Annotated in this window: 20 protein-coding genes and 1 other annotated feature (1 of these 21 only partly in view); of the genes, 12 read left to right on the top strand and 8 right to left on the bottom strand. The window is 34.6% G+C overall.

Annotated features, from left to right (window positions below):
* Window positions 1-115 precede the first annotated feature (115 nt).
* Window positions 116-1,693, top strand: coding sequence for a BCCT family transporter (locus AC3RV6_RS12300; protein WP_489746335.1), 1,578 nt, complete (start codon window positions 116-118; stop codon window positions 1,691-1,693).
* 59 nt (window positions 1,694-1,752) lie between these two features.
* Here the strand turns inward: AC3RV6_RS12300 and AC3RV6_RS12295 are convergent, their stop codons facing one another.
* The gene (locus tag AC3RV6_RS12295) at window positions 1,753-2,184 is read right to left on the bottom strand and encodes a protein-tyrosine phosphatase family protein (RefSeq protein WP_489746334.1); all 432 of its coding nucleotides are present in this window, start codon (window positions 2,182-2,184) and stop codon (window positions 1,753-1,755) included.
* A 199-nt stretch (window positions 2,185-2,383) separates the two neighbouring features.
* On the opposite strand from AC3RV6_RS12295, the gene AC3RV6_RS12290 reads away from it, so the two are divergent.
* A complete protein-coding gene (locus AC3RV6_RS12290) occupies window positions 2,384-3,100 on the top strand; it encodes an NAD-dependent protein deacylase (RefSeq protein ID WP_489746333.1) in 717 nt (238 codons plus the stop codon).
* A 52-nt stretch (window positions 3,101-3,152) separates the two neighbouring features.
* Here the strand turns inward: AC3RV6_RS12290 and AC3RV6_RS12285 are convergent, their stop codons facing one another.
* Both AC3RV6_RS12285 and AC3RV6_RS12280 read right to left on the bottom strand, forming a co-directional pair.
* Window positions 3,153-3,767 (bottom strand): DUF3298 and DUF4163 domain-containing protein, encoded by a 615-nt coding sequence (locus tag AC3RV6_RS12285; protein WP_489746332.1) that lies wholly within the window; start codon window positions 3,765-3,767, stop codon window positions 3,153-3,155.
* Between the two features lie 166 nt (window positions 3,768-3,933).
* Window positions 3,934-4,794 carry an SAM hydrolase/SAM-dependent halogenase family protein gene (locus AC3RV6_RS12280; protein WP_489746331.1) on the bottom strand — a complete coding sequence of 287 codons (861 nt, stop codon included), beginning with the start codon at window positions 4,792-4,794 and terminating at the stop codon, window positions 3,934-3,936.
* 663 nt (window positions 4,795-5,457) lie between these two features.
* Here AC3RV6_RS12280 and AC3RV6_RS12275 point away from each other — a divergent pair.
* The 5 genes from AC3RV6_RS12275 (at window position 5,458) to brnQ (ending at window position 13,200) form a co-directional block, all read left to right on the top strand.
* A complete protein-coding gene (locus AC3RV6_RS12275; protein ID WP_489746330.1) occupies window positions 5,458-5,832 on the top strand; it encodes a nucleotide excision repair endonuclease in 375 nt (124 codons plus the stop codon).
* Between the two features lie 64 nt (window positions 5,833-5,896).
* A complete protein-coding gene (locus AC3RV6_RS12270; RefSeq protein ID WP_489746329.1) occupies window positions 5,897-7,159 on the top strand; it encodes a hypothetical protein in 1,263 nt (420 codons plus the stop codon).
* Window positions 7,160-7,380: 221 nt separating this feature from the next.
* Window positions 7,381-8,526 (top strand): exonuclease SbcCD subunit D, encoded by a 1,146-nt coding sequence (locus AC3RV6_RS12265; RefSeq protein WP_489746328.1) that lies wholly within the window; start codon window positions 7,381-7,383, stop codon window positions 8,524-8,526.
* Between the two features lie 15 nt (window positions 8,527-8,541).
* On the top strand, window positions 8,542-11,634 hold the full coding sequence (locus tag AC3RV6_RS12260; RefSeq protein WP_489746327.1) for an AAA family ATPase: 3,093 nt from the start codon (window positions 8,542-8,544) through the stop codon (window positions 11,632-11,634).
* Window positions 11,635-11,823: 189 nt separating this feature from the next.
* Window positions 11,824-13,200, top strand: coding sequence for a branched-chain amino acid transport system II carrier protein (gene brnQ, locus AC3RV6_RS12255; RefSeq protein ID WP_489749243.1), 1,377 nt, complete (start codon window positions 11,824-11,826; stop codon window positions 13,198-13,200).
* 61 nt (window positions 13,201-13,261) lie between these two features.
* On the opposite strand, the gene AC3RV6_RS12250 is transcribed toward brnQ, so the two are convergent.
* Window positions 13,262-13,768 (bottom strand): GNAT family N-acetyltransferase, encoded by a 507-nt coding sequence (locus AC3RV6_RS12250; RefSeq protein WP_489746326.1) that lies wholly within the window; start codon window positions 13,766-13,768, stop codon window positions 13,262-13,264.
* A gap of 126 nt (window positions 13,769-13,894) precedes the next feature.
* Here AC3RV6_RS12250 and AC3RV6_RS12245 point away from each other — a divergent pair, with 126 nt between their 5' ends.
* From AC3RV6_RS12245 to AC3RV6_RS12225, 5 genes are all read left to right on the top strand, one after another.
* Window positions 13,895-14,464, top strand: coding sequence for a 3D domain-containing protein (locus tag AC3RV6_RS12245; RefSeq protein ID WP_489746325.1), 570 nt, complete (start codon window positions 13,895-13,897; stop codon window positions 14,462-14,464).
* 136 nt (window positions 14,465-14,600) lie between these two features.
* Window positions 14,601-14,954: a PadR family transcriptional regulator gene (locus tag AC3RV6_RS12240; RefSeq protein WP_489746324.1), complete on the top strand. Its 354-nt coding sequence runs from the start codon at window positions 14,601-14,603 to the stop codon at window positions 14,952-14,954.
* Window positions 14,947-15,627 (top strand): hypothetical protein, encoded by a 681-nt coding sequence (locus AC3RV6_RS12235; RefSeq protein WP_489746323.1) that lies wholly within the window; start codon window positions 14,947-14,949, stop codon window positions 15,625-15,627. Before AC3RV6_RS12240 ends, AC3RV6_RS12235 begins: the two co-directional genes overlap by 8 nt.
* Entirely contained in the window at window positions 15,617-16,174 is a 558-nt protein-coding gene (locus AC3RV6_RS12230) for a DUF4825 domain-containing protein (protein WP_489746322.1), read from the top strand. Before AC3RV6_RS12235 ends, AC3RV6_RS12230 begins: the two co-directional genes overlap by 11 nt.
* The gene (locus tag AC3RV6_RS12225; RefSeq protein ID WP_489746321.1) at window positions 16,175-16,897 is read left to right on the top strand and encodes an SDR family NAD(P)-dependent oxidoreductase; all 723 of its coding nucleotides are present in this window, start codon (window positions 16,175-16,177) and stop codon (window positions 16,895-16,897) included. It begins immediately after the preceding gene.
* Window positions 16,898-16,945: 48 nt separating this feature from the next.
* On the opposite strand, the gene AC3RV6_RS12220 is transcribed toward AC3RV6_RS12225, so the two are convergent.
* The 4 genes from AC3RV6_RS12220 to mnmL all read right to left on the bottom strand — a co-directional run bounded on the left by AC3RV6_RS12220 (window position 16,946) and on the right by mnmL (window position 19,902).
* Window positions 16,946-17,668: a YfjL-like protein gene (locus tag AC3RV6_RS12220; protein WP_489746320.1), complete on the bottom strand. Its 723-nt coding sequence runs from the start codon at window positions 17,666-17,668 to the stop codon at window positions 16,946-16,948.
* Between the two features lie 2 nt (window positions 17,669-17,670).
* Window positions 17,671-18,240, bottom strand: coding sequence for a zf-HC2 domain-containing protein (locus AC3RV6_RS12215; protein WP_489746319.1), 570 nt, complete (start codon window positions 18,238-18,240; stop codon window positions 17,671-17,673).
* On the bottom strand, window positions 18,233-18,730 hold the full coding sequence (locus AC3RV6_RS12210) for an RNA polymerase sigma factor (protein WP_489746318.1): 498 nt from the start codon (window positions 18,728-18,730) through the stop codon (window positions 18,233-18,235). Before AC3RV6_RS12210 ends, AC3RV6_RS12215 begins: the two co-directional genes overlap by 8 nt.
* Window positions 18,731-18,942: 212 nt before the next feature.
* A complete protein-coding gene (mnmL, locus tag AC3RV6_RS12205) occupies window positions 18,943-19,902 on the bottom strand; it encodes a tRNA modification radical SAM protein MnmL/YtqA (RefSeq protein ID WP_489746317.1) in 960 nt (319 codons plus the stop codon).
* A gap of 463 nt (window positions 19,903-20,365) precedes the next feature.
* Window positions 20,366-20,370: a binding site (T-box leader), on the top strand (it continues 210 nt past the right edge of the window).

Here is a 20,370-nt window from a genome sequence, read left to right as displayed (position 1 = left end):
ATAATTTTGGATTGTCTGTTTTATATTTATTATTAACTTTTTTCATGATAATAGTTTAAACCGCTAATTTCAGGGTATTTAAGTAGTTAACTATAAAATTAGGGGTCGGTAAGTTTTGGAAAAAAAGTTTTGGAAAAATCCTGTATTTGTAATTTCATCAACTGTTGTATTTATACTCGTCTTAATTGGCGCTATGATTCCTGAAAAATTTGGGCAAGTAGCTGAAACTTTATACATATTTACTACTAAGAACTTTGGATGGTTTTATTTATTGTCGGTATTTGCTATTATAATATTTTTAACAGGGTTAGCAATTAGTAAGTTCGGAGCAATTAGATTAGGTGGAGATGAGGAGCGACCCGAATATCCATTCTTTACATGGATAGGTATGCTATTTTCAGCAGGTTTTGGCGTTGGATTAGTATTCTGGGGTGTTGCAGAGCCGATGAGTCATTTTTTTACATCTCCATTAAGTGGTGTAGAATCACATTCTCAGGAAGCTGCACGCGTGGCAATGGGCTATTCTTTTTTTCATTGGGGTATATCGCAATGGGCCATTTTCACAATCGTTGGGTTAGTTATTGGTTTCTTGCAGTTTAGAAAGAAAAAGGATGGGTTAATTTCCACAGCGTTGGAACCTGTTTTAGGTAATAATAAAAAAATGAAAATCTCGATTGATTCGTTAGCAGTAATTGCCACGGTCATGGGAATTGCTACGTCAATTGGACTTGGTGTACTACAAATGGGTGGTGGACTGGAAGCAGTCTTCGGTATACATAATACATTTGGTTTGCAGCTTTTAATAATATTATTTGTATTTGTAGCTTATATGCTATCGGCGTCAACTGGTTTAAATAAAGGGATACGTTATTTAGGCAACTTTAACCTAGCAATGGCAATCACGCTTTTATTATTTGTTTTTGCAGTAGGACCTAAAGTATTCATCTTAGATACTTTTACATTAGCAATTGGTGATTATATTACAAACTTTATTAATTATAGCTTAAGACTTCAACCGTACCAAGGAGGAACATGGGTGCGAGATTGGACGATATTTTATTGGGCTTGGACAATCGCTTGGTCGCCATTTGTCGGTGCTTTTGTTGCACGTGTCTCAAAGGGAAGAACAATACGGGAATTTATCGCGGGTGTAATGGTTATTCCACCTATATTTGCTTGTATGTGGATTGCGACACTTGGTGGAACCGCTTTATACAATGATTTAAATAAGGGAACAGATATTGCTGGTGCCGTAAATAACGACATTACATCGGCAATCTTTGAAACCTTTCAACATGTGCCTTTATCGGGTATTGTTTCTGCATTGTCAATCGTATTGATACTGAGTTTTCTCGTGACGTCAGCTGATTCAGCTACTTATATATTAGCAAGCATGACGACAAAAGGAAGTTTGTTTCCGCCCTTAATTGTTAAGATGACTTGGGGATTTCTAATGTCTGCAATTGCAGCCGTTTTATTATACGCAGGTGGGTTAGAGGCACTACAATCAGCTTCACTCATATCTGCTTTACCATTTACAGTGGTGCTCCTGTTACTCATGTTTTCTATGGTGAAACTATTGAAGAAAGAACCAATAACAGTACGTCCTTCAGAAGTTAGGCATTTTGAGCATGTAGAAAAAGAATTTAAGAAAAAAGTGAAAAGAAGAGAAGCTAGAAAGAAGAAAAAATAGTACCGAACAAAAGCCGAATTCCTGTTAAATGGAATTCGGCTTTTTTATTTAGCGTAAATTTATTCTGACTGGTTTTCGTATAAGTTTTTCAGAGCCTTTTTAAATTTCGGTCTGACATTTATATCAGGTTTAATTTTCAAAGCCATCTGTTCTGCATCATCCACAGAATTAGCAAGCCCCATAGCCATTAATGTTGATGTCGCAATTATTCCGCCCCGTCCTCTTCCGCTGTTACAGTGAAAATAAATATTTTTACCATCATTATACGCATCAATTACTTTTTGGGTGGCGTCTTTTATAGATTGTTCTTGCTCTGCTTCGTCATTCGTAATAGGTTGTATGCTAATTTCACTTGCAAGAGGTCCTTGTACTTCTGCACGTAAATCATATATAACATCTATATGTTCAGTTTTTAATAAGTCATCAATCGCATCTAATCCACCTACGAATATTCTATTTGGAATGAGCTCGCTATAAGTTTTAGTTGTCAAAATAGTCACCTCTCTCTAATGTTTCCTTTAGTATAACACGTCTCCATCTTTGTTCTACATACTATGATAGACTTAAATAAAGACTGTCTGTTAATTATAAGAATGCCAAGGTAAGTAATGCTTAGAAAATTAATAATGTCCTAATTAAAACAAGTCAATTTGTTAGAGATTTGGTTAAATAAAAAGAGGAGTGAATAAATTGCTAATCGATTTATTAAAGAATGCCAAACATACTGTTGTATACACAGGTGCGGGAATGTCTACAGAAAGTGGATTGCCAGATTTTCGATCAGCGAAAACAGGTTTGTGGGAAAAGGAAGACCCGACACGTATTGCAAGCACAGAAGCTTTAAATAAAAACGTAGAGCAGTTTTTTCAATTTTACCGCAAGCGGGTTCTCGGTGTGAAGGATTGCCAACCACATAATGGTCATGACATATTAGCGAGATGGGAAGAAAAAGGACTTATTAAGAGTATTATTACACAAAATGTAGATGGATTTCATACGACCGCAGGTTCAAGGAAAGTTATGGAACTTCACGGTACGCTTCAAAAAGTACATTGTCAGTCATGTGGAAAAGAGTACGAAAATGACAAGTATGAATTAGAAGAGTTTTATTGTGAATGTGGCGGGAAATTACGCCCTTCTGTTGTATTGTTCGGGGAAGGACTTCCAGAAAGTGTATTTATGCAAGCGGTTGAGGAGAGTGAGAAAGCGGATTTGTTTATTGTTCTAGGATCTTCTCTAACTGTAACACCTGCTAACCAATTTCCATTAATCGCCAAGGAAAAAGGAGCAACATTAATTATTATTAATATGGAACCGACATTATTTGATCATCATGCTGATATTGTCATTAATGATAAAAGAATTGGTGAGATTCTAACTGAAATCGATGCTCATCTTACTCTGTAAAATAGAAAAGGATCCAAAGAGGAAAGTATCTCTTTGGATCCTTTTCACTTAATTAAGTAAAAGACATCATTCTGTCAAGTGGTCCTTCAGGTCGAATAATATCAGCAATGTCCAAAATGGCTATTGGAAAGTATGGAAACCCCCATACATACGGAGTAATCTCATATAGTTGGAAATACACGACAAGGGAAGTATCTGCGATATAGAAATCTTGGTCACTGCGTATGCTTTTAAATTCCCCTAACAACTGGATATTCCATTTTTTAATATCTTTACTAATGATAGAAGATAGTACTTTCTCATAATCACTTCCTACTTTAAATAACTCTTTCAATGTATACTCTTTTCCAGTTGTTGTATCAAAGGTGAGCGATTTTATCACTGTCATGCCATGCGCTCCGCCTGTGAAAGAGTATACGATGAGATTGAGGCTTAAAATATTGCGTTGGTTGTTTTTAATTTCAAAGCCTGCTGTCATTTCCACTAGGCTTTTATCATAGAAACTTTGCTCGATTAAGATGTTATTCATTGTCGTAGCGATTGAACGATTAATTCTCGATTGTGCCTCATGACTTTTTAAGTTTTGTACGATTGGATAAAAAACAATCACTTTGGATGAGAAGTGCGGTATTTTCTTTGGCGTAATTGCAACTGGCAAATCAATCATTGCTTACCTTCCTTTCATACAATATAGATGTTATGGATTATATGTGGGTTGTTGTTAATAAAGACATCTAACTGTGAAAATGAGGTTATTCAATGATGTGCCAGAGAAATGGTCATTCGTGAGTGCATCAAAAAAGGAGTCACACAATATGTGTGACTCCTTTTTTTCACTCATAAATAATTCTTGGTGCTTTACGAATGACTACTTGCCAATTTGTTCCTGTTCCTACTCGATAAGCATCAGCAAAGGATCCTTGGTTAATTGCGATACCGATATTATCCAAAGAGTTTACATAAACAAGTGGTTCTCCAATATGCAAATCTGCGAAAGAACGACCATATGTCATGATATTATTGTAAATCGCACGGCCATCAGTCGTAATCGTTACTTCGAGTGAATCTCCATACTTTTCGGCAAGTTCTTTAAATTGCGACCTACTAATATTCGTCCATATATTTCCAAACGGCTTATCGATAATATCTACAATGCCTGTAATGATTTCATTTTCAATTGTTGAATGTCTTAAAGGTAATGTCACAACAGATGATGAATCTACTGTATCACCGATGTCACTGAATTCTATAATATTTGCTGCGAGTCGTGCGCCTGTATAGGCATATATATCACGTCCATGAAATGTATGAGATTCACCTGATTGTGGAAGACGATTTTTTGTTTCATCAAGATTTCTAACTTCAGTAATTTCGATAAACTGTGAAATATGTGTCAAAGTGCCATTATCTGGTGTAATAATATAGTGACCATTAACCGTTTTTGCTGCAACACTTCTTCGATCAGAACCTACGCCAGGATCGACAATTGAAACAAAAACTGTACCAGCAGGCCAGTAGCCAATCGCTTGCAATAACCGATAGGATGCTTCCCAAATATTATATTGTGGAATTAGGTGAGTGATTTCATAAATAGAAAGTTCACGTTGAACTGAGTTTGCAACTCCGTGCATAGCACTAACAGCACCGTCACTATTTCCAAAATCAGACTGAAAAACCAATAAACCTTTTGTCATTTAATACCATCCCCTCATTAAAAGTATTACTCATTTTGCATATAAAGAATTACGCTTGAAAATAAAAAATCCCGTCCAAATCAATCAATCGATTGAAAAGGACGAGATATTATCTCACGCAACCACCTTTATTCGTTGTTTACTCTCATAAACAACCTCAACAAGTACGGAATTCAGTCATAAGGAATTCAATACTGTGGTTCTGATAACGGGAACCAACTCCCGCTTACATTTACTTATACATTTTCTGTACGTTCAACGTAAGAAGCTCAGAGGCCATTATTCAAATGAAAGATTTACGCTTCTTTTCAGCTACCAAAGCTCTCTGTTTAGAAAATCGAACATTTTACTTTCCTCTTCATTGCTCATCGTATTAATAAATAAATTACACTAATTATATAGAAAAGTCAATTATTAAAAAATGTTAGTTGATGAAAACGTTTTAGTTAGTTTAGATGTGATTTAAAACAAGCTTTTATCTAGAGAACTTCGCCAACCGGTTATTATTGGCATGTTGTCTATTCTAAAGAGTTATGAGTAAACAAAGGAATTAGTTACAATTATTAAGTTATTCTTGGCTCAATCAAAATGAAAGAAATCTTCGCTATTTGTCCTATTTTGTGGTACATTTAGTTCTACAAAAGAAGAGGACGTGAACGTGCATTGATTAAAATAACCATTCCACAACCAGACTTAACTATCCTTCAACGAAAGCAAGTAATAAAAGGTGATACACCTGTCATTAAACCATTATTTGGTTTCATTGATCTCCATGAAATTCCGCGCGATAAAGGTGGAATCATTTTATTTTATAACACAAGAGATGAATTACTATTCGTTGGTAAAGCACGAAAGTTACGCCAACGTGTGCGTAAGCATTTTGAGGACAAAGTATCACCGATTAAAGATTACCGTAACGAAGTCGTGAAAATTCATCTTCTATATATTGAAGAACCGATGGATCGTGAAATTCTTGAAACGTATATCATTAATACGAAACAAGCGAAATATAATGTGGATAAAGTGTATTTTAAATAAAATGAAGAGCTGACTGCATTGTGCAATCAGCTCTTTTTAATATGTTTAATAGAGGAGTGACGTCATGGACGAGCGACGAAAGAAAATAGTTAATGAAACAGAAGTAAAATTTGGACTGCAAAACTATAAATTGGAAAGATATGAAATATATAAAGAGGTAGATTATAACGGCAAAGCTTTTTACAAACTGGATATGGAGTGGTTTCCATCAAATCAACCTGAGTCTATTGAAGAAGATATGAATCCTGATGGTACTGCAGTTATACAATATCATATTCAAAAAGAACAATTTATAAGTGTGGTTTTTGTTCAAGGGATATCTTTTTCTACTTTGATACACTTCCCGGACAAAACAAGTGAAGAAGTTTCATCCTGGCTTGAAACAGAAGTGGGTTTTGAATATGGTAAGGATTTCAAGCTAGTTGAGGATTTAGCAAATCGTAAACGGTATGAATCAGATGTGGATGGAATTCAAATCTCCCCAGGGTACCCAATTAAAATTGAGTTCGATGATGACGGTAAACTTACTAGCTACTTTGCTTATGGTGTAATTCCAATAGATGGCATAATTAATAGAACTTCATTTAATTTGACACTTGAAGAAATAGAGCCTTTTGTTAAGAAACAACTTCAACTTGTTCATTATCCTTCTGACACGGAAAATCGTTTTATTCCTGTGTATGCAATGGAAGAGGTTTTTGTAACTGTTCAAGATGCTCAGCCGATTGCTTTCTCAGAACATGAGCGTACACAAGTGAATATAAGTAAAGTTATTAATTGGGATGAACCGATTAAAGGCGAGCTTCATTGTGAAGAAATGTCTTTTTTATGTATTGCAACTGTTGAGGATGCATTTAATAATATTGATGTAAATGATAAATTGTTGCTTTCAGAGGAGCAAATTGATCAGAGTAAAATAGTTGTACGCGATGCTTTACGAACTGAATATCCGGATGAAACTGGTATGTGGATGCTAGAAAAGTTACAATATCGTAAGCAATTTATAGAGGCGCACTGTAGCAGAACCGACGATGAAATGGCGCCGATTAAAAGGAAGGTAGTTATCTTTATTGAACCGGAAAATATGACGGTATTGAATTTAATGGATAACGGTGCTTTGTTTGATATATTTGACTCATTTAAGCAAGCGGAAAAAGTAGTTATCACACATGAGGAAGCTTTTGAAATCATGCTTCCGTATATTTCTTTGGATCCAACATATGTTTATGATGCAGCGCTTGAAAGATATGTGCTTTGTGGCCTTTTAGATTCATCAGATGCGGTAGATGCTGTAACAGGTGAGGTAATTTCATTATTGGATTTGTAATTTAGTGGGTAGTCACATTTATTATGTGGCTGCCTATTTTTATTGATAGACACTTTCGTGTTTTTTGTTAGCCAGTCGTTGCTCTTGTTGTATTTAGCTAATCAACATTGTTGTCAAAACCTTTATAGTTTTCGGTGTTACATTAAATTATATAGAGGATATTTCATTTGTTGTCCTAAATCCTGTAAACTGAAAGTAGAAGTTTGAGAGGAGAGATTAATTTGAAGTTTTTCCATACAGCTGACTGGCATTTGGGCAAGCTTGTTCAAGGTGTTTATATGACAGAAGGACAGCGTTATATACTTGACCAATTTATTGAAGCGATAAAAGAAGAAAAACCAGATGCGGTTGTTATTGCAGGCGATTTATATGACCGAGCTGTTCCACCGACAGAAGCCGTTGCTTTACTTGATGAAGTTCTGGAAAAGATAGTTGTACATTTAAAAACACCTGTTTTAGCGATTGGAGGCAACCATGATAGTCCGGGTCGACTTCACTTTGGAAGTAGTTTAATGAAAAATAATGGTTATTTTATTGCAGGACAGATTACGAAAGATATAAAACCAGTGGTGCTTGACGATGCTTACGGTGAAGTACATTTTCATCTGGTGCCATTTGCAGATCCTTCTGTAGTAAGACATCTTCATGATGATGAAAATATTACCAATCATAATGATGCAATGATCAAAGTTACAGACCAGATTAAAGAGAATATGAAACAAGAAGCGCGCCATGTATTCGTGGGGCATGCTTTCGTTACGAAACACGGAGAAAGTGAAAATAATACAAGTGATTCGGAGCGTCCAATTGCTATTGGCGGCGCTGAGTATGTCTCTGCACACTTATTTGAACCTTTTAATTATACGGCGTTAGGGCACTTACACCAGGCGCATTATGTATTAAACGAATCGATTCGTTACGCAGGCTCTCCGATGAAGTACTCCATTTCGGAAGAACATCATAACAAAGGCTTTTTTGTCGTTGAATTAGATGGGGAAGGTAACGTTGAGGTTGAAAAACGAGATTTAATACCAGCACATGATATGCGTTCAATTCAAGGAACCATCGACGAGATACAAACACATCCTATAAGTAAGGATTATGTTTTCGTCAAGTTGTTAGATGAAACACCTGTATTGTTCCCGATGGAAAAAGTGAGGTCCGTCTATCCTAACGTGATGCATGTTGAAAGGAAAATACATATACCAACATCTTCTATTGAACGAGATAGTGGTGCAGAATTTAAAAAGAAAGACGATGTAGAGTTATTTAAATCATTTTACGAAGAAATGAAAGATGAAATTGTGGATGATGAAACGACGAAGTTATTTTTGGATATACTTCATGAAGTGATGAATAAAGAATAAAGGGAGGTTAAAAAAATGAGACCTAAAAAGTTAACGATGACCGCATTTGGTCCTTATAAAGATACAGAAACAGTCGACTTCAGTGAGCTAGAAGACAAACGACTATTCGTTATATCTGGTTCAACGGGTTCTGGAAAAACGACGATTTTTGATGGTATTTGTTTTGCCTTATACGGACAAGCTAGCGGGGAAGATCGGACAGATATACGCGCAATGCGAAGCGATTTTTCGGATAATGAAACACAAACCACAGTAGAGTTAGTGTTTGAAATTAAAGATCGGAATTACCGCATTATGCGCCAAATTCCTTATACAAAAACGGGAAATAAAAGTGAAACATTAGCAAGGTGTGAGTTTTATGAATTAACTGATCAAGGCGAAAAGCCGATTGTAGATCGTCAAATCGTTTCTGAAATCAATAAAAAAGCAGAGGAGTTAATTGGTTTCACGCAGGCACAATTTAGTCAAATTGTCATGTTGCCGCAAGGGGAATTTCGTAAATTTCTTACGTCGGATACTGAAAATAAAGAAACGATTATGCGAAAGATATTTAAGACAGAACCCTATCGTGAAATTGTTGAACAACTAAAAAAGAAAAAAGATGATGTTCAACTCGTTTTAACAAGTGAAATGCGGACGAGCGAAGAGTACATAAAGCAAATTACATCTTTATTACCAGAAAGAGATTCTACAATATTTAATAGTCTGGCACAAGATAATTATAACGTTTCACAAGTTGTTCAAGGATTAGAAGAAGAATTTCTTTTTTATAATGAAAAGACAGCTTTGGATAAAAAAGAATACGATTCACATTATAAAATGCATGGTGATATGGCGGGAAAATTCCATGAAGGCAAGACGTTAAATGAACGATTCAATGAGCACGAAAAACGTCAATTGGAATTACACGAATTAACTGAGCAAATTCCCCTAATGGAAATGAAAAAACAGCGCTTAGAAGACGCAGAGCGTGCCATTGCAATTGAACCAATTGAGTTGAATTCTAAAGAGTTGAAGAAAGAGGTATTACAAAAAGAGGGGCAGTTAGATAGCGCAAAGGTTAATTTAATATTGGAAACGGATAAATTGTCAACTATAGAGAATGAATATAAAATAGAGCAAAATAAAAAAGAAGAACGCGAAAAGCATGATGAAAATCTAAGGCGTTTAAATGACTCGTTGCCTGTTGTCGCACAATTAGCATCCAAAAAAGAAACGTTATTGGAATTAAAGAGAGTATTAAATAATAATAAACAGCGATTAGATGAAACAACAATTCATTGGGGAGAGGAAACTGAAGTCATTATAAATATGAAAAAAGAGATAGAGACTTTAGAAGTGAAAGTTATTATATTTGATGAAAGATTAGAATCATTAAATGAAACTAGGGAAAAGTCTCGTATTGTAAAAGAATTATTAGTGCTTCAGAAACAAGTATCTATTCTTAATGAACAGTATTTAACACAAGAAAAGGAATATAACGAGTTTAATGAAGAATATACTAAGCTTTCTAATATGTGGTTGTTAAATGAAGCGGCAAACCTTGCGTATCAACTATGTGATGGGGAAAATTGTCCTGTATGCGGTAGTGTTGATCATCCAAATAAGGCTAAGCATGATGGAGAAGTAATAATTACTAAAGATGAACTTGATATCAAAAAAGAAAAACTAGTTAAAATTGAAAATGATTTTAGAACAGTAAAGGCAAATTACGAAAGCGCACTGCAACAAGAAACGCTGAAACTTGATGAAATTATTCAAATAGGGTTAGATGCTCAAAATTCAAGCGCTTTAAGTAACGAAATAGAGAACCGGCAAGCGAGTTTAGAGGCCGAGGTAGAAGGGCTAAGGAAAGACCGGAAAAATATTTCAGAACTTAGAGAAAAGCTTCAAATTAGAAGTCAAGTTGTTGAAAATTTAACACAAAAGAAAGTCGAGATAGAGCGTGAAGTATTTGAATGTAATGCCTCATTAGAAAAAGAACAAACTATATTGGAACATTTAGTAATTGCGATTCCTGAAGAGTTAAGGGATTTATCGGAGCTGACAAAAAAAGTTGCTGAAATGAAAAAACAAAAAGAGAAAAATGATCAAGCTTGGGAGAGTCTACAAAAATCACGTGAAGCAATGAGAGAAAGTACGCAAATTGCTAAATCTGATGAAATACACGCAAAGAATATACTTAAAGAAGTAATTGCAAAATCTGAAATAGCTGAGCAAAGATTTATAGAAGCTTTAAGTAATTCAAAGTTTCAAAATGAAGAGGCCTATATAGAGGCCAAAATGGATGAGAAAAATTGCGACGTGTTAAAAGTAAAATTGATTACATTTAATCAACAAATTCATACAGTTCGTGAAACATTGAAACATTTAGAAGAAATTCTTGAAGGAAAAGAAAGAATCGAGTTGGAAGAGTTAAGCATTCGATTAAATGAACTAAAAGAGTCATATGAAAAAGCACTTACGGACTATAATAAATCAGTCGATTATGGTCAAGCTGTCTTTAAATTAAAAGAGAAAATTATTTTTAATTCAACAAAAGTAGCTAATCTTGAGAAAAAGTTCGGGAAAGTATCTAATTTATATGATGTTATAAGAGGGCAGAATGCAATGAAATTATCATTTGAAAGATATATTCAAATCGATTATTTAGAGCGGATTATTCATTCGGCTAATATACGGCTTAAAGATATGACGAATGGCCAATTTAAATTAGTTCGTAGTGATCGGCAGGAAACACGTGGGCGACAAAGTGGTTTAGGGCTGGATGTTTATGATGCTTATACAGGACAAAATCGTGATGTGAAAACATTATCAGGCGGTGAAAAGTTTAATGCATCTCTTTGTCTCGCGCTTGGGATGGCAGATGTTATTCAAAGTTTCCAAGGCGCTGTATCAATAGATACTATGTTTATCGATGAAGGATTTGGATCATTAGATGAGGAATCACTGAACAGGGCAATAGATACACTAATTGAACTTCAAAAGTCTGGTCGCATGATAGGTGTTATCTCGCACGTAGAAGAGCTTAAAGCAGCATTCCCTGCAACGCTTGAAGTCAAGAAATCTAAAGAAGGACATAGCCACACACAATTTCTAATTAAGTGAAGTTAAAACGATAACTGTTTTCGGCAGGTGTTTGATATTTACTTTTGGAGAAAAGTACCTGTGATAATATAAAGCAATCATTTGAATTACTATAAAAAGAAGCGTAATATTATGAAAGTATAATTGTTTTCTTTATATGAAAATAATGTTGCGTGATGGATTTGTCTATTTTTAGGAGGATTTAAAATGTTGCAAGACAGACTTACGTTTTCTAAATATTTAGTAATTGGTGTTATGTTATTTGCTTTATTTTTTGGTGCTGGGAACTTGATTTTTCCTGCAGGTCTCGGACAAAATGCAGGAACAAACATTTGGTTAGCAATAAGCGGGTTTTTAATAACCGGTGTAGGGTTACCGTTTTTGGGGATTTTAGCATTAGGCGTTTCATCAAGTCGAAACTTACAAGAATTAGCATCTAGAATTCATCCCATCTACGCTGTTATTTTTACATCTATGTTGTACTTGACGATTGGACCTTTTTTTGCTGCGCCGCGCACAGGGGCGGTTGCTTATGATATTGGAATAGCACCTTTTATTAGTACTGATTATCAACAACTAGCATTGCTCATTTTTACGTTTCTGTTTTTTGGACTTACACTCTGGTTGTCATTAAATCCTGCAAAAATTGTGGATCGGGTAGGGAAGTATTTAGCACCTGGGATTTTTATTCTTCTGTCTGTCTTGTTGATAGCAGTTGTCGTAAAGCCTATGGGTTCCATTGAAGCGCCTCAAAAAGCATATGCAACTGGTGCTTTTATGACAGGTTTTACAGAAGGTTATAACACGATGGACGCACTAGCCTCTCTTGTTTTTGGTATTATTGTTATTAATGCTATTCGAGCAATGGGTGTTAAATCAACAAAAGGAATTCTTTCTGCATCAATAAAAGCAGGACTTATTGCTACTATATTACTTGGTGTTATATATGTTGGTATCGCTTATTTAGGGGCTACGAGTACAGAGTTATTCGGCCAGATGGATAACGGTGGTATTGTATTAAGTAGTGCATCTTCACATTACTTCGGCACTTTTGGAGCCATTATGCTATCGATTGTTATTATACTTGCATGTTTAACAACTAGTATTGGGCTTATTACTTCATGTGCAGATTATTTTAATACATTATTGCCTAAAATCTCATACAAGCAGTTTGTCGCTATTTTTACAGTATTTTGTCTAGTCGTTGCAAATTTTGGATTATCTAACATTATAATGTACTCAATCCCGGTTTTGATGTTTTTATATCCGCTAGCGATTGTGCTTATTTTATTAACTTTTTTATCACCATTTTTCAGACATGCACGTTTTGTCTATATAGGAGCAACATTTCTAACGCTTTTAATTAGTACGATTGATGGTCTGAAAAGTCTTTGTCAGTCATTAAAGATAGAAAACTTTGCTTGGATGCAACCTATCATCAAATTTTATGAAGAAACCTTACCGCTTTATAAAGAAGGGTTAGGTTGGTTACTACCGGTTTTAATAGTTATTGTTGTATTTGGAATAATTGTGCGTTTATTTGGATTAAATCCAACTCGCCATATTGAAAAACCAGAATCCCTTTAAATGAGGGTTCTGGTTTTTATTTTGGAGTTAAAAGATTTATTGTGATAATTTATATAATCGTTTATATACTTCGTTTGTATTTGAGTGAGATGTCTTGTTCCTCAGGACTTGTACCGTATGAAAATTCTTCATATTGAAAAATGAATCCACGTGCCTCATAAAAAGGGATGCCATATTCATTTCCTTTTGCGACTGCCACCCATTGTTCAGTAGCTCCGTACTTATGCTTCTGAATTTTTGTAAAAAAGTTTAGTAATCTTGTACCGATACCTTTCCCACGTAAGCGAGGATTCATATAAAACACATATATTTCAGCAGTTGTATTGTTGATCATTCCACCGCCAATCACGCCTAAAATTGAGCCTCTATCTTCAGCAATATAATAACCATTCCACTCAGTTGATATATGACTAATTTCTTCTTCTATACGTCTAATATTATAATAATTATCAATCATCCGCTGTATATAGAGTTTATCAAAGATATTTTCATACGTGAACCATTGACTGTCTATTAAAATTTCTGCGATTAAGGGTGCGTCACGAAGGGATGCTTGCCTGAAGTACAAATTGATTATCACCTCTTTTGTAATAAAGTACATAATATTGTAATCAGAATGGTTGTTTCATGTAATGTTCCTGTAACATTGGACTGTTAGGCTGTAAGTAGACTAAAAAAGCAAGGGGTAATGTAATTGAAAAAATTATTCATGGCGCTAATACTTACAGTAGCTTTAATGGTCACTGTTGTAAATGAAAGTGCAGCTGCATCTTCAATCTATACAGTAAAAAAAGGTGATTCGCTGTATAAGATTTCTAAGGAACATAAAGTTAGCGTTACAAATATAAAGAGTTGGAACAATATGAAAAGTAATATCATACATCCAAATCAAAAAATTAAATTGGTAGCTGGCAGTGCTACATCAAAAAGCAATGCTGTTAAAACACCGTCAAGATCAACCAACGATAATGTTAGTAAAGAATTTATAGTTTCAGCATCAGCATACACGGCTAATTGTAATGGTTGTTCAGGAATTACGAGGACAGGAATTAATTTAAAAAGAAATCCAAATGTTAAAGTAATTGCTGTTGATCCAAATGTAATTAAGCTTGGGACGAAAGTATATGTAGAAGGTTACGGTTATGCGGTCGCTGGAGATATTGGTAGTGCAATCAAGGGAAATAAGATTGATGTCTTTATGCCAAACAAAAGTGATGCGTATAAATGGGGCCGTAAAAATGTGAAAATAACGATTTTAGATTAATATTAGCGAAAGCAGCTTTCCTTATATGGGAGCTGCTTTTTTTGTCAAAAAAATAATAATGTGAATTATATATGCTAAACATAGTACATTGACACGCATAGTACTATAGTGTAAGTTATAAATAGAGGTGAGGTTGATGCCTGTGAATGGTATTAGTGCTGATTTGATTCGAGGAAATATAGATACAATTATTTTGCGTGTGCTAAAAGAAGGCGATAATTATGGCTATGAGATCATGAAAGCAATTTCTGAAGGAAGTTCAGGTGAGTATATATTAAAAGAGCCGACATTATATAGCAGTTTAAAACGACTTGAAAAATCAAAATTAATAAAAGGGTATTGGGGGAATGAAACTCAGGGCGGTCGGCGAAAGTATTATTCACTCACTGATGTAGGGAACGAAGCCTATAAAGTAAACGTAGCTGCTTGGATTAGGGCGAAAGAAATCATTGATCTATTAGTTAATGAAAGGGGGGGGAACAATGGATAAGATAAGAAGTCAAGTAAATAAAATGTTCGGAAAGTATCCTCAAACTATTGAAAATTTGGATCTAAAAGAAGAAGTGATTGGAAATCTTGAAGCGGAAATTCAAGATTTAGAAAGAAAAGGATTTTCATTTGAGGAAGCCTATAACTCATGTATAAAAAATGCAACAGGTTTAGATAGTTTAATCGAAGGCGTAAAATTAGTTAGTATTCGAAAAATTGTGTTTGACATGTTGCAGTGGTTACTTATTTATTTGCTAATCGCTTGGATTTTAACAATGCCATTTAATATGATTGGGACTCAAATGAAAACTTCTTTCTTACTATTATTTATAATTTTCATGTTTGGTGGTTTGTATTTATTATTGTTTTTAGCGCGCGATATACTTCTAAAAAGAAATGTCAGTATTGATTTATTCAAATTGGCTCGTATAAATAAAATTTGCTGGTTTGTTTGGGGGGCATCTCTACTCGTTACTTGGTCTGGTATTACAGGTATGGTATTTGGAAGTAACATTTGGTTTTCTCGACCTATTAAAATTGGTGGCCCATATGAATTCGCGAATATTGCAATTAGGTATGTATTGCCGTTAATTACCATCATTCTTCCGCTTATAATTAATAAATTTAAAGGAATCGTCGAAAACGCCGAGGAGAATATTACTTATGAAAATTAAAGTTATAATTGGTTTATTCATATTCGGATTACTAGCATTTGGATGGATTCAGTTATATTATCATCCTAAAATGGAAGCTGCCAATAAATTAGATTACGAAGACCAACTTGAACCAGAAACTCATGATTTTAGCCGAGTAATCAAATTTAAAAATGCGTATATGGGAAATGCAGGGAACAATTTTCATCTCATCGGTTATTTACCGATGAGCGAAATTCCTCGTAAGTTTCAACAAGATCCTGATAAATTCAGATTTATGGTGAATTATGAGCAATCGGTTGAGGGAATTGGTAAAGAACGTGTAGAAAAAGCCGTTCTTTATAATGCTACTGCAGTATTTTCACTCATTAAAAATATGCAAGTCATTGACTTTAACTTTATAGATGAAAACTATACAATAACACGTGAACGGGTAAATGATTGGTTTGGCGATGACGTCTCTACATTCGATGATGAAAAGGTGTTCGAAGAAAAAGTTCAGCGACCTATCAGAGAAAAAGAACATCTTGAAGAGTGGCTTGATGCATATATAGGAGGAGAGAATTAAATGGATGTTTTTATTATCACTGGGGCTTCAAAGGGAATAGGATTTGAACTTTCAAGACAACTTCGTGGAGCAGGAAAAAAAGTAATCGGAATCGCACGGACGTGTCCTAAAGATGCTACTGATTTTGTGTTTGCCGATCTTACGAAGACTAGTCAGCTAAATTCTTTGATAGAAAATATTATAGATGAGCATTATAAAACTGCGACATCGTTTACAGTTATTAATAATGCTGGGATAGTTGACCCCGTTGGGACTGTTGGAACTGTTGACACGGATGTTATTGTCCAGGCAATTGCAGTAAATTTGACTGCTCCAATGACAATTATTAATCAGTTTGTCTGCAAACTAAAAAACTTTGAAGGTACAAAACGAGTTGTTAACATATCTTCTGGAGCTGGTAGAAGTGCTTATGAGGGTTGGGGAGCTTATTGTACGACAAAGGCAGGGCTAGATCACTTTTCAAGAGTTGTTGCGTTAGAACAAGCGAATGCGACGAACCCAGTTGAAATTGTATCGATAGCACCGGGGATTATTGATACTGGCATGCAGGAAGTCATTCGTGCGAGTGATGGAGATACCTTTCCGTTATTAGATCAATTTATTCATTATAAAGAACAAGGTCTATTAAGTAGCGCGGAAGAAACCGCTCGGAAATTAATTGCGTTCATGAATGAACAGAATTTTAACGAAGTCGGTCCAATTGTAGATATACGGGATTTTTAAGAGGAGAAAAGGTGTCCGACTGACAAAAGTCAGTGAGGACACCTTTTTTTACTCATATTGTTTGATATCTTTTAAAGAGAGAGTAGACTCTTTTTCAAAAGAAATTGCATATTTAACGATCCAGTTTTGTTCATCATTCTCTTGTCTATCTTCACTCAATATATTTGCATCAATCGTTACATGGCGATATTTATAGTTATTTTTATTTAATTCATTTTGAATATTTTTAGCAGTTTGTATAATATCTTCCTTATTAAGTTTTTGAGCATCAATTACAATATGGATATACATAGGCTTCTCAGGTTTGAAATCTTTATTCCAAGAACTACTCATATCGTGTTGATCTTTTAGAATCTCTAACTGCGTATTCACATTAACTACTTTTGGAACTGCTTCTTGAAGAACGGTAGTTAATTCAGCATTGGCTTCTTTTTGATACTTTTCGATTAAGGCTGTATCCTGGTTGGCATAATAGATGCCGTCAAAGTCTACTTGCGTACCCATTAATCCCCTAAGTGTGAACTCATATTCTGTTTGGTTTGGATCACCAATTTTTATAACATTATAATTATATCCACTATCTTTAAAGTTGTAAAAAGGTTTGCCGATATTAAATTCAACATCAGGATAAGTACTTGTTAAATAGCTATTTATTTTTGATTTCGACATTTGTTTTGAAAGAGGATTCCCATTAAATGCATTGTAAAAAAATAAAACAGATATGACTAATAAGATTATTATAATCATGTAAAACCATTTTTTCTTGTTCATAGTTATGCCTCGCTTTCTTTGATTTTCAAAATGAAGATTCCAATTGCAACGCCGATTAATGCGAATGCAAGGTGAATAATTGCTATTGTGAATGAGCTAAATAAGATTTCAAAGATTTGTTTTATTTTGCCAATATGAAAATCATTACTATTTCTAAAGTGTGGAATCATATCCAATATGGACCATACAAATACGGGAAGAAAAGCAATGACAATGGCTATTTTAATATTTTTATAAAACAAGTAAGTCACAAGCCCAAGAACTGTATACGATAAAATAAAACCAAAACTTTCATATAATATAGTCGTTTGAATTGCAATGAAGAATGATAAACCTACGAAAATAATTTGATAAAGTGATAACTTAAAGTTAATTTTAGCTAGCATTTTTTCATTATTAATAGTTGAAGGGATTGGATTATCTGATACGGGTTCTGAAGTCATTTTAGCAAGTTCTTCACAAGCTGAACACTCATTTAAATGTGTTTCTAACCAAAGGATAGTTTCTTCTTGTAGTAAACCTTCAGCATATAATGGAAGTAAATCTTCAACGATTGAGCAGTCTTTATTCATAATCTCGCCTCGTTTCTTTTTGAAGTTTTAACTTTGTTCGGTGAAAAGTAACTCTTGCGAAGTTTTCACTTTTACCGATTAATTCGCCAATTTCTTTGAATGAGAGCTCAGCATAAGTACGTAGTATGACAATGTCTTTTGGAAGGTCGTCAAGTGTTTGGATTTGTTTAATGAGTTGTCGAGTATCCTCATTCACCAGAAAGATTTCCTCTGGTGACTTCGTAAATGATTCCGAACTCGCTTCTAATTTAGTATCCAAACTATTGCTATATTTCTTACTCCGATAATATTTTTTTAATAGATTTCCTGCGATTGAAAAAAGCCATGTTTGAATTGTTGAGTTACCCGCAAATGATTTAATGCTTTTACAAGCTAAGTAAAAAACATCATGTGTTAAGTCTTCCGCGACTGTCTGATTAGATGTCTTTACATAAAAGAAAGCATATATTTTTGGTTGAATTTCTTTGTAAATATTCTCTATCTCTTTCATGACAACCTCCTTTCTTGCAAAGGTTTAGTTCGAACGTTGCCTTCACTATGTTAGTACCACGAGTTATGTATTCGTTACAAAGTATTTTATAAAAAAAGAGTTTGAAGTAATTAAACTTCAAACTCTTTAATTATTATATTCGTTTAGGGGCTATAAATTGCAGTTATTAATCGATTGAAAGCAGAAACGATTAATAATTTTTTTATCCTAGTTTATGTTAATTTTAGTGCTTGTTCATAATGCTTGCCCTGCCAACTTCCTCGGCGCTCTAGTTCTACGTCAATCCCATTTAAGACTTCCCATTTTGTCACACTCCACATTGGCCCGATCATAAGCTCGATTGGACCATCACCAGTAATACGATGGATAATCATATCTGGTGGAAGAATTTCAAGTTGGTCTGCAACAAGGTTAATATAGGCTTCTTTACTCAAAAACTCAAGATGTCCTTTTTCATACTGTTTAACCATCGGTGTCCCTTTTAATAAATGAAGTAAATGAATTTTAATCCCTTGAACATCAAGTTTTGCAACCGCGCGTGTCGTTTCCATCATCATATCGTAGTCTTCAAGCGGGAGTCCGTTAATAATATGTGAACAAACTCGAATTCCGTGTTTGCGAAGTTTGTTGACACCTTCGACATACGTGTCATAATCATGTGCCCGGTTAACAAGTTTTGCGGTTTTTTCATGGACTGTTTGAAGTCCTAATTCAACCCATAAATAAGTGCGTTCATTTAATTCTGCTAGATATTCAACAACATCGTCTGGGAGACAATCGGGACGCGTAGCAATTGAAATACCTACGACGCCATCTTGCGCAAGTGCCGCTTCAAATTTCTCTTTTAATTTTGCCAGTGGGGCATGTGTATTTGTGTAAGCTTGGAAGTACGCCATTGGTTTGCCATCTTTCCATTTCTTATGCATACGTTCTTTAATCTCCGCGAACTGAACATCGATTGGATCTACTCGATCACCAGCGAAATCCCCAGAGCCTGCAACACTACAAAAAGTGCAACCTCCAAAGGCAACTGTGCCATCGCGATTCGGACAATCAAATCCTGCATCTAGTGCTACTTTAAAAACCTTAAAACCAAATTCGTCCTTTAAATAACGTGACCATGTATAATACCGTTTCCCTTCAGTAGGGAAAGGAAATGTTGTGTTTTCCATTCTGCTCACTCCTCTAAAAAACCATTATATCATCTAGGCCTTGTTGTGTGCTTAATAAAGAAATATAATTGAAAGCATTGTGTTAATAATTAATTCAGCTGAGGTCGCTCGTATTAAGTTATTCTTAAAGAATTGGACACCAACGCCACTTTATGTGTTTGAATTAATAAGGAGCGAAATTTAGTGAAAAAGTTGTTTGGTTATTAGTTATAGGTATGCTAGTAAATGTTAAAGGTAACTCATTTCTATAGCCGTTAACCGCTATATTTATCTATGAACTTCTAGATAAATCATAAACAATTGCTGGACTTGTATTAATGGCTAATTTAGGTGCTAGTGTTTTGAAAGTACGAGTCCTCCAAACTTAAATTAGATGTATAGAAAGTAAATAATAGGTGAATACTCATGAATAAAGATAAAAGCTTGTTATTTGTGAATTGTTCGGCTAAAATTATAGGTAATAGTATG

It is taken from the genome of Sporosarcina sp. So3-204, from assembly GCF_058068165.1.
Note: the sequence above shows the minus strand (reverse complement) of the source record. Positions and strands in the feature narration are given on the sequence as shown.